Source organism: Flammeovirga sp. EKP202 (genome assembly GCF_014534745.1).
Lineage (GTDB): Bacteria > Bacteroidota > Bacteroidia > Cytophagales > Flammeovirgaceae > Flammeovirga.
The window spans coordinates 62,781-83,784 of sequence record NZ_JACVVP010000021.1 but is presented as its reverse complement, the minus strand read 5'-3'; the positions used below and the strand labels follow the sequence as shown (position 1 = coordinate 83,784).

Here is a 21,004-nt window from a genome sequence, read left to right as displayed (position 1 = left end):
CTTGTTTATTGGTCAACTAATATAATGAGTATTCGATTTTTATGCATTAAAATGGGCTAAAAAGAACGGTTTTTATCATAAATTCTAAATGTACATAGATTATACCTTTTTAATTTCAAATAGACCATCTCTTATTGTTTGAACTTTATCATCTTTGCATGGTGTGACATGTAGATGTAATTTTTTACACATCTATTTTAAACCAAATGAATTAAAAACTAAACCTAATGAAACAAATTTTATCAATCATTTTGATGCTTGTCAATGTGTCCTTTCTTTCTGCACAAAACTTTCAGATTTCAGGACAACTTGTTGATCAAGACAACAATGAAAGTATTCCTTATGCTTCCGTTAAACTTTTAGATGCAAACGAAGAAATAATCACTTTTACGAGTTCAGATTTTGAAGGAAACTTTGAACTGAATAAAGTAAAAAAAGGGGAATATAACATTGAGATTTCCTTTGTTGGATACCACTCTTTAAATAAATCAATTAGCTTAACTAAGGATTTTAACCTTGGGACATTATACTTAAAACCCAATGTGCAACAATTGGATGAAATTGTGGTAAAGGATTTAAAGGAAACGGTTTCTACAAAAATCGATAGGAAAGTATACGATGCTTCTGATTTTGAAACGGCTAGAAGTGGTACAGCGACAGACATGTTGAATAAATTACCTCAAATTTCGGTGTCTCCTGAAGGTGATGTATCTGTTCGTGGTACACAAGGTTTTATGGTGTATATCAATGGAAAACCTACTCAAATTGATCCTTCTACTTTATTATCACAAATTTCGGCAGGATCAATTGAAAACATTGAAGTGATTACGGTTCCTTCAGCCAAATACGATGCACAAGGAAAAGCGGGTATTATCAACATTACAGTCAATAAATCAGAATTAGAAGGTACTTCAGTTACAGCAGGCGGTATGCTTGGTGGTGCACCTTGGAGAGAGGGTTCGGAACCCGTTCGTGGTGGTGGTAACTTTAATATTACACATCAAAAAGATAAATGGACTTTTAATGCAGGAGCCAATTATTTGAGTAGAAATGTAGATGGTCGTCGTGAGGGTGATTCTGAAATTACACAAAGAGACAGTGATGGAAATCGTACTGGAACATACCATATGGATGCCGAAGGTGATCGTCCCGAATGGCATGTCAACTATTCAGCAAATGCAGGTGTTGGTTATGATTTTAATGAAAATACCTCTTTAAAAGCTTCTTATTTCTACGGTCATAAGAGTAATAAGCGTACAGCAAATTATGTATACCATAACTATTACAAAGATTTAGACGGTCAAATGATTGATGGATCTGAAGAGTATATTTATAACCCCAATACCCACAACCGTTTTGGTGATTTCCATACTGCGAACCTAGATTTCTTCCATCAGTTTGAAAATAAATCAAAGTTAAATCTTGGGTTAGTGTATGAGCACTCTATTTTGAGTGATGACTTGGACAACAAAAACCAAGTGTATAATAAAGGAACAGAGTCGCCAGAAGAAACGATTTTGACACATTATACACAGGTGACTGATCAGCCATTACATGCCATTCGTTTTTCTTTAGATTATGAAAAACCAATCAGCGACAATCAAACGGTTTCTTTTGGTGTACAACCTCAGTTTTTGACGCAAACAGGTAACTACAACTATGATACATTAAACCTAAATAATGGAAGTTGGGAGCAACATCCGTATTCAAACTCTTATGAATTAAAGCGTAATATTTATGCAGGTTATGTTGATTATGGAGCAAGGTTCGGGAAGTTAAATTTAAAAGCGGGACTTCGTTTGGAATACACTGATCAAGTGATGACAGTAGGAAATTATGCCGTTTTCCCTATCGTTGATGTACCGGAACAAGATGAGTTTGTCGTTCAGCAATTAAATGCTTTCCCTTCATTAAACTTAGATTATGAGTTTAATGAAAACAATAGATTAATCTTTGGAGCAAGTAGACGTATCAACCGTCCACCGACGAAAAACATGGCACCTTTCCTATATAGAAGACACTTTGAAGTATACGAAGTAGGTGACCCGACCCTTCAGCCTGAATTTGTAAACTTGGCGGAAGTTACTTTTGATAAGAAAATCGGAAACCAAAACATCAGCTTAACGGCCTTTTATAGAGGAGTTGAAAACGCTGTTTTCCGTGTGAATGTAGTGAACGAAGGAGAAAATGTCTTGATGAGATCCTATACCAATGCAGGTGATGATCAGTCATTAGGTTTAGAGTTGAACTCTAATTTTAATATCGCCAGAAGAGTGAAGTTATTTATGGGTGGATCGTTATATCATTATGCAATTAACGGATCTATTTATGGACAGACAATCGATCAAAGTAGCTTGAACTGGAGTTGGAAATCTACGCTGAATACAGAGCTTACGAAAACGCTAAGTTTTGTATTTGATATCGATGTACAATCGGCGACAGTTACAGCACAAGGGCAAAATGACTTGTTCTATATGTCAAATATCGCATTAGTATACAAACCGACAAGTATGCCAGAGTGGACCTTTACAGGTAGAGCAAATGACATTTTCCAATCTAATATCAAAGGTTTAGATACGACGGGTAAGGATAGAAATTCCAATGAAAATACGTTCTATCAAAGAACAACTTATTATAGATACGGACCAATCGTAGAGTTTAGTGTGAACTACACCATGAATGCTAAACCGAAGAAAAAAGGCAAGAAAACAGAATTCGATAAGCAGTTCTAATCGACAGTTATCTTTTAATTTGCACCCTGAATCACCCGACTTTGAATAGATATATCATTTAAAGTTGGGTGATTTTTTTATTTATTTTGTATAGAAGTCAGAGACTTCTTTTGATTTCTCAAACACAAATGACGCTGTCGCTTAACATTTGCGCTATGGGGAATCAGTACCACTGGCGCGAATGTTAAGCGACAGCGTCATTCGTGTCCTACAGATCCTTAGAAATCTCCCGATTTCTACCTTCTGCTTCATCCCCAATTTTCCCGATTCATCCTTCATTTTCCCGGCTTCGTCTACCTTTAATTTATATACAGGACTAGAATGAGGAAGTTTGTGTTATCATCAAATCATAACATTAAACTTATTCAACGAGATGAAAGTCAAAAGCAAATACTTATACCTAATTCTGAGTCCTCTGATTATTATTATCGCTGTTTTCGCAGTGAAGGCATTACCAGAAAAACAACCTGAAGCACCAATCGAAGATAAGAGTGTTTTAGCAGTTGAAGTGGAAAACGCGAAACTTCAGACATTACACAATACAATTGAAGTAACAGGAAAGCTTCGAGCAAAAGATAGATACGAAATTTATGCTGAGGTAGAAGGTCGTTTGTTACCATCAGCGAAAAAATTTAGAGAAGGAAATTATTACAAGAAAGGTCAAGTCGTTTTACAGATTGACAAACAAGAGCGTTATATGACGTTGCTTGCAGACAAAAGTAATTTCATGACAGAGCTTACAGCGATTCTTCCAGACTTAAAAGAAGACTTTTCAGAAAGTTACCCTGCTTGGGATCAATATTTAAAAGCACTTGATATCCATCAACCGCTAAAGGAATTACCAACGCCAAAGACTGAAAAAGAAAAATATTTTATCGCCGGAAACGGAATTTATAGTTCTTACTATACCATCAAATCATCTGAAGAGAAATTAAGCAAATATACGATTTATGCACCTTTCAATGGTGTGATCTCTAAGAGCAATATCGAAGCCGGTACAGCAGTAAGAGCAGGTGAAGAACTTGGAGAAATGGTCAGCTTGTCTTCTTATGAACTAGAAGTAACAGCCCCACTAAAAGATATTGAACATTTCAAAAAAGGAAGTAAAGTCAAGTTGTACTCTTCTGAGTTAGATACAGAATGGGCAGGTATAGTGATCCGAATAGGAAGTACGTTGGATGCCAACTCTCAAAGTGTGAAAGTGTATATCCAAACTTCAGGAAAAGACCTAAAAGAAGGAATGTTCTTAACGGCACAAGTCAGCAGTACATCATTTGAAGATGCGATTCAAATTCCTCGAAAATTAATCTTTGATGAGAATAAAATCTTCCTAGTAAAAAACAATAAGCTGGAAATTCAGAAGGTTGAAGTGCTTGAATCTTTCAAGTCTGAAGCGATTGTCAAAGGTGTTCCTGCTAACTCAGCAGTGTTGATGACCAACATCAAGAACCCTTACGAAGGAATGAAAGTGCAAGTGATGAAATAAGCGGATCGAATCATGAAAAAATTAATATCCTATTTTATAAAATTCCCAGTGGCTGTCAATCTAGTAATGGCACTCACATTGGTGATGGGTTTTATAACGGCAAGTAAAATTACGAGTACGTTTATGCCCAATGCTCCTCAGCGTTTTATTTATGTTGATGTAGTGTACCCAGGTTCATCTGCTGAAGAAGTGGAGGAAGGTGTCATTCTGAAAATTGAAGAAGAGCTGAAAGGACTTGAAGGGTTGGATCAAATCACTTCTTACGCTCAAGAAAATGTAGGTAAAATTACCTTAGAAATGTTCAAAGGAACAGATATGGATGAAGCTTTGACACGTGTGAAAAACGTGGTAGAAGGTATTGCGTCATTTCCATTGGATGTTGAATCGGTAGTTTCATCAAAGCATGAAGATGCCAACTTCAGTTTTATGTTTGGTATTACGGGCGATGGTGTTTCTCTTAAATCATTAAAAGAAACAGCACGAAAAGTAGAGAAAGATTTATTGGCAAAGAAAGGGATTTCTAAAATTGAGATTTCAGGTTATCCCAACGAAGAAATAGCGATTCTCCTTCAAGAAGACGCTTTGGAAAGTTATAATATGACTTTTGAAGAAGTGGCTATGGCAGTACAAAGTGCCAACTTGGAAATGACCGGCGGTAGTATTAAAGATGGTGAAGAAGAGTTTTTCATCAGAGCAAAAAATAAAGGCTATTCTTCTAAAGAAATGGATCACATTATCATTCGTCAGACAGATAACGGCGGTGTGATTCGTTTGAAAGATGTAGCCAAAGTCGTTGACCAATGGGAAGATGCACCGGCAAGAGCGACTCTAAATGGAAAAAGAGCCGTTACGGTAACAATCAACAATACATTTAGTGAAGATATTTTAGCTACAGCTGATGTGCTGTATGAGTATATAGATACTTTCAATGCAAACAACGATGTTTTACATATTGATGTAATTCGTGATCAGTCAGATTTATTAGGACAGCGTTTAGACCTTCTGATTGATAATGGTATTCTAGGGATCATCTTGGTATTGATTGTTTTATCATTGTTCCTTAATCCAAGAATCGCCTTTTGGGTAGCGATTGGTATTCCGTTTTCTATTTTTGGGATGTTCATCTTCATCTCATTCACTGGAGTAACGATCAATATGATTTCCCTTTTCGCATTGATTGTTGTATTGGGAATTCTAGTGGATGATGCGATTGTGGTTGCAGAAAATATCTATCAACATTATGAGAAAGGAAAGCCTGCCATTCAAGCCGCAATCGACGGAACAATGGAAGTTCTTCCAGCAGTAATCTCAGCAGTATTAACGACAATCGTTGCTTTCTCTACATTCCTGTTCATTGATGGTACAATGGGAGATTTCTTCAAAGATATGTCATGGATCGTGGGTCTGATCTTATTCGTTTCTCTGATTGAAGGTTTGATTATTCTTCCTGCTCACCTTGCCTTTTCAAAAGCATTCAAAGAAAATGGGAAAGAAGATTCCAATATTGTGACGAAAACGGTAGATAAATATTTATTCAAATTTAGAGACAATGTTTATCAACCTATCCTAGAGTTTGCCTTAAGAAATAAGGCGATCACATTTAGCATTACAATGGCCTTATTTATTTTCTCGGTAGGAATGATGGCCAAGAAAGTAGTACCTGCAACATTTTTCCCAAGTATAGAAGGAGATGATATAACAGTCACTTTGGTAATGCCAAACGGTACACAACAAGAAGTAACAGAGAAAGGTGTTCAGCAAATTGAAAGAGCAATTGAGGTAGTCAATAAAGAATTAAGACCGGAACAAAAAGATAATAAGGATATTATCAAAAAAGTGAACATGGTCTATATGGGTTCTGGCCACCAAGTACAGTTCAACCTTACCATGTTAGGCGCAGAGGAGCGTTCAGGGTCAACAGCCATTGTCAGTAATTTATTATCAGAAGAGATTGGTAAAATTCCGGGAGCAGAGTCAATCAGTTTTGCTTCGTTCTCCCCATTCGGAGATCCTGTTGTGGTTTCATTAAGAGGAGATGACTTAGAGGAGTTAGCGGTTGTCAAGAAAGAACTGAAGTTGCGTATGGAGAAAATGCCTGAGTTGAGAAATGTGAAAGACAACAACCCCACAGGTAACAGAGAAATCCATATTTCATTAAAAGATAAAGCCTATCAACTAGGTTTAACTGAACAGCAAGTGATCTCTCAAATCCGTCAAGGTTTCTTCGGTTATGAAATTCAAAGAATTCAAAGAGGTCAGGACGAGGTGAAAGTATGGGTGCGTTATGATATGGACAACAGAAATAGCTTCGGTGACTTGGAGAAAATGAAAATTAGAATGGGAAATGGAGTCGCTTATCCTTTTTCAGAAATAGCAGATTTCACCATTGAGGACGGTTATTCATCTATCAATCACATTGATTTCAATAGAGAAATGAAGTTGACGGCTCAATTGAAAAATCCTGATGATGCTCTTCCAGATATCTTAAATAAAATCAAGACAGAGTTATTACCTGACCTTTTAAAAGAACATCAAACTGTTGAAGCAGATTTTGATGGACAGAAAAGAGAACAAGAGAAAGTAGGTAATTCAGCGGCAAGAGTAATTCCGATTGTATTTATCCTCATGTTCACAATTGTGGTCTTTACGTTAAGATCATTCAGCCAGTCGTTCATCGTATTTGCACTCGTTCCATTAAGTTTTATCTGGGTAGTATTGGCACATTACCTACATGGTTTTGCCATTAGTATGATGTCATTTATGGGAGTCATCGCCTTGCTTGGTGTGATGGTCAATGATGCTTTAGTATTGATCAATGCTTTTAACCTCAACTTAAAAGCCAACATGAAATTTGATGATGCTTTGATCGAAGCATGTACCTCACGTTTCCGTCCAATTTTATTGACAACGGTAACTACAGTAGCAGGTATGGGGCCGATGGTTTTTGAGACAAGTTTACAAGCACAGTTCCTTATTCCGATGGTGATCACAATCTCTTACGGTATAGCAGGAGCAACCCTAATTACCCTTATCGTTCTTCCGGTTTGTATCAAGATGTTCAACCAAATCAAAGTGAAGATCAAAGAAATCAAAACTGGAGAACAAGTAAATCAAGAAGCTGTTGAAGCAGCAATCAAAGAATTAGCATACGACTATGAAGAAGCTTAATATCATCTATACCTTCTGTTTCTTATTGTTGGCAGGAAATGGAATTGCTCAAGAAAAAATGAGCATCAATGAAGCAATTCAATTGGCATTGACCAACAACCATAACTTGAAAGCTGTAGAAGTAAATAAAGAACAGGCGAACAATAATGCGACTGCTGGTATGGCAGGGATGTTACCGTCTATCACAGCAAATGGTACGGCCGATTATAGTAATAATGATACCGAAATGGAGTTTATGAATACAGGTGCTCCATCGGAAGGTGATAACAGAATGAAATTGGACAATGCGGCTTCAACAACTTTTGATGCAAACATCAGAATGGATTATGTATTGTTTAATGGTAATGGCAACCGCTTTACATTAAATCAACTTCGTGAAAGTGCGACGTTGGAAGATATCCGTTTCAAGCAGGAAGTAGAGAGTACTGTTCTCCAAGTGGTGGAAGCATTTTATGATATATCGCGTGAGCAAGAAAACCTAAATATCTCTAAGGAAACGATAGTCACTTCCAACAAAAGATTGGAAAGATTGAAGAACCGTTATCTGTTAGGGCAATCCACAAAGCTAGAAGTGTTGAATGCAGAAGTAGATTTGAACAGTGATAGCACGGCTTACCTTCAAACAGAACAAGCTTATTACACAGCGATTAGAAAACTAAATGTTGTATTAGGAGGAGAGGTAAGTTCTATGTATGAAGTGGATGCTGATTTTGAATTCTTAAATGGATTGACTGCTGATAATGTATTGGAAAAAGCCATGACTGAAAACCTTTCTTTATTGGCTCAGCATAAGCAAGAGGAAATTACAGAATTGGATTTGAAAATTGCAAAAGCAGGAAAATCACCAACACTTTCCACTTATGCTCAATACGGTTATAACAGAATGAATAATGATGCTGGACAAGTTCTTTACAATGAAAACTTGGGGATGTCAGCAGGTGTGACCATGTCATTTAATGTATTCAACGGACATCAGCAAAAGAAGAAAGAGCAAAATGCAAAGCTCAGTGTAATGGCCCAACAGCAAAACACCATGCAGTTGACCAAAGAATTGCAAAGAGACGTGATGAACGCTTGGTCGGATTACGATTACAAACAACGTATTGCCAACATGGAAGCCAAAAGCATGGAACAAGCCGAATTGAACTTCAGACAAACGAAAGAACAATACGAATTGGGACAGGTAACAAGCATTGATTTCCGTACAGCACAGACCAATCTTCAGACGGCAAAAAATAGATTAAACGATGCGTTATACAACGCCAAAGTAGCAGAGTATTCCATCTTACAATTATCAGGAGACCTACTAGATCAAATTAATGAATAGATTAGTGTAAACCCCGTTATCCAGCACTCAAGTCTTCGGGCTTGGGTGCTTTAATACATTGTAATCTAAATAGTTAATCATTTTAACTTATTATAAATAGGGAAATTTTTGAAGATCTGAAGACACGAATGATAATTATGCTTAACATTCACGTCAGTGGCTTTGCTACCTTATTAGTTTAGTAGTACTACCCTCGGCCTTGAAGGGAAAAGCGTTAAGAATTTCATGGATTGAGCCGTTAAAAATGATTTTGTTGTTTGAGCTTTAGCGAGTTTAAAATCATTTAGGCGAAAGGCATGTAATTTAGCTTTTGACTTCTAAGCCTTGACTTTTTTGCTTCGTTTTTGTGTTAAGACAAAAATGAAGAAGAATGAAGTTTGAAAGTACACCATAGAAAACTTGTAGAAATATCGATTGATAGTTGAAGGTAATTTAGTTCACAATGTATTAAATATTTAAAAGGAAATTGTTTAACTGATTATATTAGAGATATGAAAAATAAAAGGAATTTATTGTGGTTGTTTTTTATACCGCTCGCCATGTTTTGTATCATTCTGATACCAATGACAACGCTTACATTGAGTGGGTATATTTCTGAAAATAAAGTAAAGCATTTCCTTACGGAGATATTACCACTGATTCTTTTTTCATCATCATTGGCTGTATTTGGTTATTACTTTGCAGTCGTAAAATTAAATAAAGTACTTCCTTGGAAGAAGCATTTGTTTTTAAGAGGTCTTGTCGATTTTGCGATGGTGCTTGGGGTGACCATTCTTTTGATGAGTTTTATGCATTTCTTTTATGGTTCAGAGAATTTTTTCAATCGTTTTATAGCACTCAAAGAACAAAATTTACCAGTCGAAGGCATGTTTGCTTTACCCTTGGTAGAAAACATTTTATTTATTGTTGCAATAGAAATGATAGAGGTGGTCAGTGAAAGAAACGAGCTTGAACTAAACCTTGAGCGAGTTGAAAAAGCACAATTACAGACGAAATATTCCGCTCTTAAAAATCAATTAGATAATCACTTTCTTTTCAATAACCTAAGCGTACTTTCTTCCCTGATTTATGAAGACATCGAAAAGTCAGATCAGTTTATTCAAGAGTTTGCCAAGGTCTACCGCTATGTATTGACCATAAGTGAAGAAATGTTAGTTCCTGTAGAACAGGAGTTAGACTTTATCGAAGCTTATTTATTTCTTTTGAAAATTCGTTTCGAAGAAGGTTTTCAAGTGAAAAATGATTTGGAATCAGAAATTCCTGGCCAAAGTATTCCACCCTTATCCTTACAGGTATTGATTGAAAATGCCATTAAGCATAATCGTATTTCTAAAAAATCACCCCTTCAGATTCATATTTATGAAAAAGATAACAACATTGTGGTCGCCAACAATTACCAACTAAGGGATACTCCAGAAACAGCCTCCACACATACTGGACTCAATAATTTGGAAGAAAAGTATAAATTAATCTCCAACAAAGTCCCACGTTTTGGCGTTCAAGGGGATCAATATATAGCAGAGTTACCATTGATAAATCAATAGAAGATGTATAAAGTACTGATTGTAGAAGATGAAGCACCAAGTGCTAGAAAACTTAAAATGCTATTAGGGAAATTGGAGGATGAATTTGAAGTCATTTCTTCATTAGAATCTATCGAAGAGTGCATAGAGTTTTTTGAATCCGGAGAAGAAGTCGATCTTATTTTCATGGATATTCATCTTTCTGACGGCAATAGTTTTGAAATCTTTGAAAAATTGGAAGTAGAAATACCCATTATTTTCACAACAGCCTTTGATCAGTACGCCATAAAAGCCTTCAAACAAAACAGTGTCGATTACCTTCTAAAACCAGTCAGTTTAGCGGAATTAGAAACAAGTGTTGAAAAATTCAAGAAACGCTTTTTATCAGATAAAACCTCTGAAAAAATAGATTACGATTTACTCGGTCAAGTCGTCGCTCAGCAGATGAATCACGACTACAAAGAACGTTTTATGGTCAGTTTCCGTGATGAATTAAGAACCATAAAAGTGGAAGATATTTCCTTTGTATTCGCAGAAAGCAAAGCCGTTTTTATTCAAGTGACAGATGGAAAAGTGTATGATGTGAATTACACCATGGACCAAATCGAAAAGAAACTAGATCCTAAAAATTTCTTCAGAGTCAACCGGAAATATATCGTTCAGATTAATGCGATCGACAGCGTATCGTGGTATTCAAAAACCAAATTGAAGATTTTCACTAACCCAGAAACGCCTTCAGAATTATTTGTTCCTGCAGATAAAGTAGGAAAGTTTAAGGAGTGGTTGAATAAGTAGTAATTTCTAAATAACCACTAGCGCAAGTCTTAAGCCGTAGGTGTGACTTGTGCTTGCGAAATGTAATAAGTCTGAAGACTTATAAATACACAATATTTGGTTTAAAAGTCTACAGACTTTATCCAAATAATAGGTCCAAGTCACGCCTACGGCTTAAGACTTGAACCAGTTTAAGATTAGGTTATTCTTCATTAAATCTTTTGCCCAAACCCCTCACCAATCCATAATATTTGGTATTTTAGCTATCTAAATAGAAAATACTAACAATGAGAGTTTTCCTTAACGTCAAAAAACATTTCAATTACGATAAACTAGACAAAGAAGAATACAAGCGTCTAGTGCGGGATATTATTATCCTAAATATTATCATATTTCATTTGTTGTGGATGACTTTTAATTCGCTATTCGCAACGGAAATTGTTCAACACTTCTTGTTTGCAGTAGCAGAGATACCGGCGAGTTGGTACAAGGATTATATCTTTGATAATTTCTATATTATTGAAATTGGTTTTATGGTCTTTTATCTGACTGAATTCTTCACTTCATGGAGGGAAGCTTACAGAAAAAAGGCGTATGCAAAATGGTACTTTTACCCCTTTCTACATTTTTATGACTTAATAGGTAGTTTTCCCGGAATGAACTTTTTCAGGCTGTTGAGAATTTTCGCCATGTTGTTTAGATGGCATAGTCATGAGGTGATCAATTTGGAAGAACTGAGTGTGTACAGAACAATTTTGCACATCAAGGAAATAGTAGTGGAGGAAGTCTCTGATGCGGTAGTGATTAATGTATTGGAAGGAGTGAAGGATGAGATTAAATCGGGGAGTTATGCGAATCAACAATTTATGGTAGACGTAGTCAAACCTTATCAAGAAAATCTGTCTTTTTGGATTTCAAGGAAGATCATGTATGCTATGCAAGAGGCATATGCCAATAAAAAGGGAGATTTAGAAAACTACGTTTCAGTATTGATTGAGGATGCGGTGAATGAAAATGAAGAAATTAAGGACATTAAAAAAGTACCGGTCTTGGGAAGTTATGCCTCTTCTCGTTTAGAAGATGCTATTTCTGATATAGTCTTCAAGGTAACCAATGACTTATTCGAAGATATTGCTTCTGAAAAAAATGAGTTGATTTTGAAGGATGTTGTTTATGAAATGATAGAAGGGATTATGTTCTCCAAAACCAAGCAAGGAAATGAAAAACTGATTCAAGAATTGTCAAGTTCAGTAATTGACGAAGTGATCAGTAGAGTGGGAGTGAAACAGTGGCAAATGAGAGAGAAAATGTGGGAAGATAAACAACAAAAAGAGTTAGAAGAGAAGCGAAAACAAAGAGAACAAATCATACAACATAATCAAAATAACGAAGAATAATACCTGATTTCGACTGATATTTCTTGAATTTTTGCTTTAGCATTAAGGTTTGAAAAGTAGTATTCGAAGTCTTACTTAATGATGCTTTTAGTTACTTCTATTTGTATTATAACCTAATCTTAGGGAAAAAGTGCATAATGATTTCTAATATAATTTGCTTAACTTGCGAAAGTTGTTTAAACGAATTTAGAAGTTATGAACTGGCATCAGTTAACTGAAATCTCTCAATTAGAAGAGTTAGTGGCGTTATCGCAATCACAAAAAGTCCTAATTTTAAAACATTCTACTCGTTGTTCGATTAGTTCTATGGCATTAAGTCGTTTAGAACGTTCGTGGGACGATGGAAATGGCATCTCAGCTTATTACTTGGATTTGATTCAATATAGAAATGTTTCCAATGCAATTGCAGAAAAGTTTAATATTGAGCATCAATCACCTCAAGTGCTTGTTTTAGATAAAGGTGAAGTAGTTTACACTGCATCTCACATGGGAATTTCCTATTCAGACATCGTCGCTTAATTATCATTAAACAGACAACACCGTGAAAATTGGTATCATATGTTATCCTACCTACGGAGGTAGTGGGGTAGTCGCTACAGAGTTAGGGAAAAGTTTAGCTGCAGATTTAGGTCATGAAGTTCATTTTATTACCTATGATCAACCTACAAGATTAGACTTTTTTGATGAAAATATTTACTATCATAAAGTAGATATCAAGACCTACCCATTATTCAAGTACCCTCCTTATGAGTTGGCATTGACCAGTAAAATGGTAGAAGTGGCAGAGTCTGAACAGTTGGATGTTTTACATGCTCATTATGCAATTCCTCATGCTTCTGCAGCTTATACCGCAAAGCAGATTTTAGCCAAAAAAGGAATTAATATGCCTATCGTGACTACGCTTCATGGTACGGATGTGACTTTGGTGGGGAAGGATGACAGTTTGGGGCCTGTAGTAGCATTTTCAATTGATGAATCAGATTGTGTAACCTCTGTTTCTGAAAGTTTGAAAGAGGAGACTTACCAATACTTTGATCTGACGACTGATATTAAAGTGATCCCAAACTTTGTAGATTTAAATCGATTTATGAAGCATAAAAAAGATCACTTTAAAAAAGCAATTTGCCCTGATGGTGAAAAACTATTGATTCATGTTTCCAATATGAGAAATGTGAAAAGAGCAGATGATGCTTTGGAGGTTTTCAAGAGGGTCAGAGAAAAAATACCATGTAAATTGCTGATGGTAGGAGATGGTCCTGAAAGAGCAAAATTGGAAGAGAAATGCTACGAGTTGCGTACTTGTAATGATGTTCGTTTCTTAGGAAAGTTGGCAGAGGTAGAAGAAATTCTATCCGTAGCAGATTTATTCTTAATGCCTTCCGAAAAAGAAAGTTTTGGTTTGGCAGCATTGGAAGCAATGGCATGTGAAGTACCTGTAGTTTCTACTAACGCTGGCGGTATTCCAGAGGTAAACATTCATGGAGAAACTGGAATGATGAGTAACATTGGTGATGTAGAAGATATGGCAAAAAATGCATTACATATTTTAGACGATAAGAATCTACCAACGTTTAAAGCCAATGCACTCAAACAAGCACAACGCTATAATATTGCTGAAATTATTCCTCAATATGAAGAGGTGTATAAAGAAGCAATAGAAAAAACGAAAGTAAAGGTGAGCTAACAGTAACACTTTACCAAATAAGGGTTATTTCATTCGATGGAATGAGGTAACCCTTTTTTTATATCATAGTTTATTATATGTCTATAAATTATGATTTTACTATCAAAATTTGTATTATTGTTAATAATTGACAATGAAATAACTAAATCCAGCTACCGTCAAATTTTTGACAAATGAGTTAAATAATTTCTAACTATTAAAAATATTCTAGTATAAAATAAATATCAAAATCTTTCTTTTTAAACCATTTAAAAACAACACCAATAGCATCATTGAGTCGAGCCCGAATCGCAATTGTCTTTTTTATTATTTTGAAACCAGTTAAATCAATGGGTAATCATATATGCTATTAAAACTGAAATGAATTACACAATCTTCAACCTTTCTTTTAAATGAAAATTAATTGACATTTAGACTTTACCGTTATGTCTTGTTTTTCATGAGAATTATTAAAGTCATATTTCTATTTTGAGAATAAGAAATAAGGTTAGGCCTAGTTATGTCTACACTTTTGGGTAGTTGTAAAGTTGAGATAAAACAACATAATACGTACTGCTTAGTTTTCTCTAGTCATTTTGAATTTCATTGTACTCTGTTTTCAATGAAATTTTGAAGGAACGAAAAACTAGAAGGGATTTTTATGTCCTAAATTTTAACAATACAACCCCTTTAACCTCTTAGCTGGAGGGTTAAATCATTGTCTTAAGTACAAAGTCAACTATTATTTACAATTGTCTTGGTACTTCATTAAATAATTACAACAACAAGCTCCCTTCTTAAAAGGTTGAGCACTATTCGTTACGTCCATTAAGTAATAGGGCTCAATCAACGTCCTAGTACTTAAAGAGTACATTAAATTAAAACTAATTATGATACGCAATTTCATGTTGGGTACAATACTATTATTGTGCCTTGCTACTAACAATCTAAGGGCACAACAATTTAACTATGGAGAGGCCCTACAGAAATCTCTCTTTTTTTATGAAGCACAACAATCTGGAAAATTACCCGAATGGAACAGGGTGACTTGGAGAGATGACTCAGCATTAGACGATGGCTCTGATGTAGGATTAGATCTCACGGGTGGCTGGTATGATGCCGGCGATCATGTGAAATTTGGTTTTCCAATGGCCTTTAGTGTTACGACATTGGCATGGGGTGTAGTAGAATACGAAGATGCTTACAGACAAAGTGGGCAATTAGAAATAATGAAAAGGAACCTTCGTTTCGTTACTGACTATTTTATAAGATGTCATACAGGCCCTACTGAGTTTTATGGTCAAGTAGGTGCGGGTGGTCCTGATCACGCGTATTGGGGATCTCCGGAAGTGATGACAATGGCACGACCTGCTTATAAAATTGATGCAGCAAACCCGGGTTCTGACTTAGCAGGAGAGACTGCAGCAGCAATGGCAGCTTGTAGTATTGTGTTTAAAGATTCAGATCCAGCGTATAGTGCCTTATTGTTACAGCACGCTGAGGAATTATATGCATTTGCAGACAACTACAGAGGCGTATATTCTGAATCAATCACTGATGCAGCAGGGTTCTACCGTTCATTTAGTGGGTATCAAGATGAGTTAGTTTGGGGTGCAGCTTGGTTGTACAAGGCTACTGGTAAAACTACTTATTTAGATAAAGCAGAAGCAGAATACACCAACTTATCGAATGAAGGACAAACTACTATGAAAGCCTATAAGTGGGGCTTAGCTTGGGATGATAAAGCCTATGGTATTTATGTTTTAATGTCTGAATTGACAGGTAAAGAAGAGTACAAAACGGATGCTGAAAGACACTTGGATTATTGGACAGATGGCTATGAAGGAGATAGAATTCCTTACAGTCCTGGTGGGCAAGCTCACTTGATGCAATGGGGATCATTACGTCATAGTTCAAATACGGCATTAATTGCTTTTATCTACAGCGATAACGTGACAACGACTCCTGAGAAAAAAGCAAAGTATCATGATTTTGCTGTGAAGCAAGTCAATTATGCTTTGGGTGATAACCCGATCAACAGAAGTTTTATGGTAGGCTTTGGAAATAACCCTGCCTATAATCCGCATCACAGATCAGCACATGGAGCATGGGCAAACAACCTTTTAAACAATCCAATCGATCCAAGTCATACATTATATGGAGCGTTGGTAGGTGGCCCTGGCGAGCCAAATGATGCATTTGAGGATGACCGTTCAGATTATGTAGCCAATGAGGTAGCTTGTGATTACAATGCTTGTTTTACAGGAGCGTTAGCAAGAATGTATCAAGAGTTTGGTGGAGATCCATTAGCAGACTTCCCAGTTCCTGAAGTACCAACGCGTGCAGAGATCAGAACTTTCTCTAAATTCAATAGCAACAATGCATCAGGAAGTACAGTGAGAGTTTTAGTTCAAAACAGAACGGCTTGGCCTTCAAGAGTGACTGATAAACTTTCTTTCCGTTACTTCTTTGATATTTCTGAAGGTGTAGCAGAAGGTTATACGATTGCAGATTACCAACCTGAATTGAACTCGGTACAAGGAAACAGCACGATGACTGTAGCAGCTTGGGATGCTGCAAATAATATCTATTATGCAGAAGTATCTTTAGCAGGTGAGCAAATCGCTCCTATTGGTGATCCGGCATTCCGTCGTGATGTACAAGTGAACTTCAGAGTAGCCAACGGAGTACCTTATGATACTTCAAATGACTGGTCCGCATTCGGATTAGATTCAGAAGATGAGTCTCCAAGAATACCTGTTTATGATAATGGAGTATTAGTTTTCGGTTCAGAACCCAACGGTGGAGGTACACCTGTAGCAAGCTTTACAATGGATACAAATCAAGGTGTTGCACCACTGACGGTAAATTTTGATGCATCAATGTCATCAGACCCGAATGAAGACCCAATTACCTATTCTTGGGATTTTGGCAATGGTACTACATCAAGCTTAGTCACTCCATCTGCTACTTATACTTTACCAGGTGAATATACAGTTACGCTAACAGTAAGTGATGGAGAAAATGTATCGACTCCAGTGATTGAATCGATTACAGTTTTAGATCCAAATGCACCTCCAGTAGCATCATTCACTGCTTCAACAACAGGAGGCGTAATGCCATTGGATGTTACTTTTGATGCTTCCGCTTCTATTGATCCAAATGGAGATGTTCTTACTTATACATGGGATTTCGGTAATGGAGAAGTAGGAACAGGTGTTACTGCTGCTACAACTTATGCAGTCGATGGAGATTACATTGTGGTACTTACAGTATCTAATTCTTCAGGAAAATCAAGCAGTACTTCAGAAACGATTAAAGTGACTGATGGAAGCTTTGATTGTACTTTCGGTACTCCTACAGCATCAGCGTTAGAATCTACAGGGCATACAGCGTACAAGAACATTCATGTATTAGGTGAAGGTGGCCCAGATTTGAGTAATATGCGTGATTTTACAATCAACTGGGACTTGCCAAATAAAGGACTGTATCAATTCTCATTTAATTCAAACAATGGACAACCAAGCTGGTATGTTGATTTACTAGGTAAAATATCTCATACTTTTGATGCGGCTGAGCCATCAATAACGATTACCGCTTCAGGTATTTCAGGTTTTGATGGAGATTATTGGGCGACATTGGATGGAGCTAACTTTGTGTTAGTATCAAAAACAGGTACTTTTTCTATCTATTTCAACAATTCAGCAACAGCACCAAATTGTTCAGGAACTCTAGCAGCTTCTTCTATGAGAGTAATGTCAGCTATGGCGGTTACCTCAGATTGCTCTTTCGGAGCTCCTCAAGCAGAGGCATTTGCATCGACAGGTCACACTGCTTATTCAAATATCTTTGTATTAGGAAACGGTGGTCCAGATTTAAGCAACATGCGTGATTTTACAATCAATTGGGATCTTGCAAATAAAGGGTTATACCAATTCTCTTTTAATTCAAGTAATGGACAACCTAACTGGTATGTTGATCTATTAAGCAAAGTAGCCCATACTTTTGACGCGGCTGAACCTGCAGTGACAATAACTGCTTCAGGAATTCCAGGTTTTGATGGAGACTATTGGGTAACTTCAGATCAGGATAACTTTGTAATGGTGTCGAAAACAGGTGGCTTTACAATATATTTCAGCAAAACTGCAACAGCTCCAACTTGTGATGGCGGAACGACTCCACCAGATGAAAATACACCTCCTGTAGCAAGTATTTCAGTGGATGGAATAATTGGTAACATTCCTTTTGTAGTAAGCTTTGACGGATCAGGTTCTACTGATGCAGATGGTGATACTTTATCTTATACATGGGACTTAGGAGATGGAACAGTAGCAGAAGGTGCCTTAGCTACTCACACTTATACAGTAGCAGGAAGCTATGATGTGACATTAACAGTTACGGATACAAAAGGTGGATCAGATCAAGCGATCATTACGATCACAGCAGAAGAAGACGATGTGATTATTACTCCTCCACCAACGACAGACAATGAGTACATTCAGCGTTTTGTGGAGATGAGAAATAAATACTTGGACCCTGCTAATGGATACTTCAGTCCTGAAGGATCTCCTCATCACTCTATTGAATCATTAATTGTAGAAGCACCAGATCACGGTCACGAATCGACTTCAGAATTATATTCTTACTGGATGTGGTTAGAAGCAATGCACGGTAGGATTACAGGAGACTGGGAGCCATTACAAGAAGTTTGGAGAAAAACAGAGCAGTTTATCATTCCAACGGCAGAAGATCAGCCAACAAATGGCGCTTATGATCCATCAAGTCCGGCTGCTTATGCTCCTGAATTCCCACTTCCTGAGTTATATCCTGCTCCATTAGATTTTACGAATCCAGTAAAAGGGGATTATGTTTCTGCAGAATTAGAAGCAGCCTACGGAAATCCTCACATCTACCAAATGCACTGGTTATTGGACAACGATAACTTCTATGGCTATGGCAACCGCGGTGATGGCGTAAGTGCTCCTTCGTATATCAATACTTTCCAAAGAGGTGAGCAAGAATCTGTATTCGAAACCGTTCCTCATCCATCATGGGAGGCATTTAATTGGGGTAGTGCAGATGGTTTCTTACCATTATTTACACAAGATAAATCTTACTCAACACAATGGAGATACACAAGTGCTCCAGATGCTGACGCAAGAGCAGTTCAGGTAATGTATTGGGCTTACGAATACGCAAAAGAGCAAGGGGTAAGTTTAAGCAACTTAGATTTAGATAAAGCATCTAAAATGGGTGATTACTTGAGATTAGCCATGTTTGATAAGTATTTCAAACCACTAGGAGCACAAGATCCAAATGCTACTTCTCAAACGAGCTACGATAATGTGCATTACCTAATGTCATGGTACATGTCATGGGGTGGAGCTACGGACGCTTCTGCAGCATGGGCATTTAGAATTGGTGCATCACACTGTCACTTTGGGTACCAAAACCCAGTAGCGGCTTATGCATTATCTCAAGTGGAAGAATTGAAGCCGGTTTCAGCAAATGGTGTAAGAGATTGGTCGACAAGTTTAGACCGTCAGTTAGAATTCTATACTTGGTTACAATCTGCTGAAGGTGGTATTGCTGGTGGAGCAACAAATAGCTGGAATGGTGATTACAGCGTTTACCCTGCTGGGAAATCTACTTTCTACGATATGGCATATGATGAAAACCCAGTGTACCATGATCCAGGTTCAGGTGGATGGTTTGGATGGCAAGTATGGTCAATGGAGCGTATTGCCGAGTTGTACTATATCAACAATGATCCTAGAGCGAGAGACTTGATCACGAAGTGGGCACAGTGGGCTGTCAACGAAACTGTATTAGTAGGTGATAATGATTTTGATATTCCTGCTGGTTTAGAGTGGACAGGAGAGCCTGATACTTGGGATCCTGCAAATCCAGGTAGCAATGCGAATCTTCACGTAACGGTGACAAGCTATAATCAAGATTTAGGTGTGGCTGCTTCTTTAGCAAAAACATTGATCTACTATGCAGCTGCTACTGAAAAGTATGCTACACTTGATACAGCCGCTCAATATTTAGCAAAAGAGATCTTAGACAGAATGTGGGTAACTTACCGTGATGACAAAGGTGTTGCCTCATTAGAAGAGAGAGCTGATTTTGCGAGAATCTTTGAGCAAGAAGTATATGTTCCAGAAACGTTTACAGGTACATTACCAAGTGGAGCGACAATTCAATCTGGAATGTCATTCTTAGATATTCGTCCTCAATACAAAGACGATCCTGAGTTTGCAAGATTAGAAGCGGCTTACTTGGCGGGAGAGCCTTACACACAACGTTACCATAGAGGTTGGGCACAAATTGAAGTGGCATTAGCCAATGCAGAATACGGTTTCTTCTTCGGTGGAAATGATGTGTCATCTGCAGAAAGAATAAATACTCAAAAACCATTGGATTCAGCATTTGAAGCGGAAAGCTTAAATGCCGTCCTTAGTCCTAACCCAACATCGAGCACTATTAAAATTGCATTGAATAGAGCTGTTGGAAACGCTACTATTAATGTCTACAATTTATTAGGACATCATGTAAAAGCAATCGATAATTTAGAAAGCATCAGTACTATAGAAGTATCCTTATCGGATCTCCCTTCAGGAACATATGTTTTCGAGATTATTAATCATGAGAAAAATGAAGTCCTTCGTAAGAAGGTCATTAAAAGATAATCATTAGCGTAGTAGTGATTTAGATTCAATTGTCAATTATGGGTGATGCCGTCTATTTTTAGGCGGTATCACTTTTTTTATTTCTTAATCACTTCTCTGAAAAAAAACATGACATTAATTAGAGTCCTTTAAAAAGATTACTAACCCATCCATCAAAAAATATTATTTACCTTAGTGTCATATTTCTTAGTTCGCTATACATTTCATTCATCTTACTTTGATATTGAATTAAGAAGTAACCA

At 36.9% G+C, this 21,004-nt stretch carries 10 protein-coding genes; all 10 read left to right on the top strand.

Annotation, left to right across the window (positions count from 1 at the left end):
- Positions 1-227: 227 nt before the first annotated feature.
- The 10 genes from IC221_RS14485 (at position 228) to IC221_RS14440 (ending at position 20,762) form a co-directional block, all read left to right on the top strand.
- A complete protein-coding gene (locus tag IC221_RS14485) occupies positions 228-2,732 on the top strand; it encodes a TonB-dependent receptor (protein WP_188169651.1) in 2,505 nt (834 codons plus the stop codon).
- A gap of 373 nt (positions 2,733-3,105) precedes the next feature.
- On the top strand, positions 3,106-4,218 hold the full coding sequence (locus IC221_RS14480; RefSeq protein WP_188169650.1) for an efflux RND transporter periplasmic adaptor subunit: 1,113 nt from the start codon (positions 3,106-3,108) through the stop codon (positions 4,216-4,218).
- Between the two features lie 12 nt (positions 4,219-4,230).
- A complete protein-coding gene (locus IC221_RS14475) occupies positions 4,231-7,386 on the top strand; it encodes an efflux RND transporter permease subunit (protein ID WP_188169649.1) in 3,156 nt (1,051 codons plus the stop codon).
- Positions 7,373-8,713 (top strand): TolC family protein, encoded by a 1,341-nt coding sequence (locus IC221_RS14470; protein ID WP_188169648.1) that lies wholly within the window; start codon positions 7,373-7,375, stop codon positions 8,711-8,713. Before IC221_RS14475 ends, IC221_RS14470 begins: the two co-directional genes overlap by 14 nt.
- A gap of 491 nt (positions 8,714-9,204) precedes the next feature.
- Positions 9,205-10,257, top strand: coding sequence for a sensor histidine kinase (locus IC221_RS14465; RefSeq protein WP_188169647.1), 1,053 nt, complete (start codon positions 9,205-9,207; stop codon positions 10,255-10,257).
- 3 nt (positions 10,258-10,260) lie between these two features.
- Positions 10,261-11,031, top strand: coding sequence for a LytTR family DNA-binding domain-containing protein (locus IC221_RS14460; RefSeq protein WP_188169646.1), 771 nt, complete (start codon positions 10,261-10,263; stop codon positions 11,029-11,031).
- A 266-nt stretch (positions 11,032-11,297) separates the two neighbouring features.
- Positions 11,298-12,407: a hypothetical protein gene (locus tag IC221_RS14455; RefSeq protein WP_188169645.1), complete on the top strand. Its 1,110-nt coding sequence runs from the start codon at positions 11,298-11,300 to the stop codon at positions 12,405-12,407.
- 195 nt (positions 12,408-12,602) lie between these two features.
- Positions 12,603-12,926 carry a bacillithiol system redox-active protein YtxJ gene (ytxJ, locus tag IC221_RS14450; RefSeq protein ID WP_188169644.1) on the top strand — a complete coding sequence of 108 codons (324 nt, stop codon included), beginning with the start codon at positions 12,603-12,605 and terminating at the stop codon, positions 12,924-12,926.
- 22 nt (positions 12,927-12,948) lie between these two features.
- On the top strand, positions 12,949-14,091 hold the full coding sequence (gene bshA, locus IC221_RS14445; RefSeq protein WP_188169643.1) for an N-acetyl-alpha-D-glucosaminyl L-malate synthase BshA: 1,143 nt from the start codon (positions 12,949-12,951) through the stop codon (positions 14,089-14,091).
- Positions 14,092-14,960: 869 nt separating this feature from the next.
- The gene (locus tag IC221_RS14440) at positions 14,961-20,762 is read left to right on the top strand and encodes a glycoside hydrolase family 48 protein (RefSeq protein ID WP_223241386.1); all 5,802 of its coding nucleotides are present in this window, start codon (positions 14,961-14,963) and stop codon (positions 20,760-20,762) included.
- Positions 20,763-21,004 lie beyond the last annotated feature (242 nt).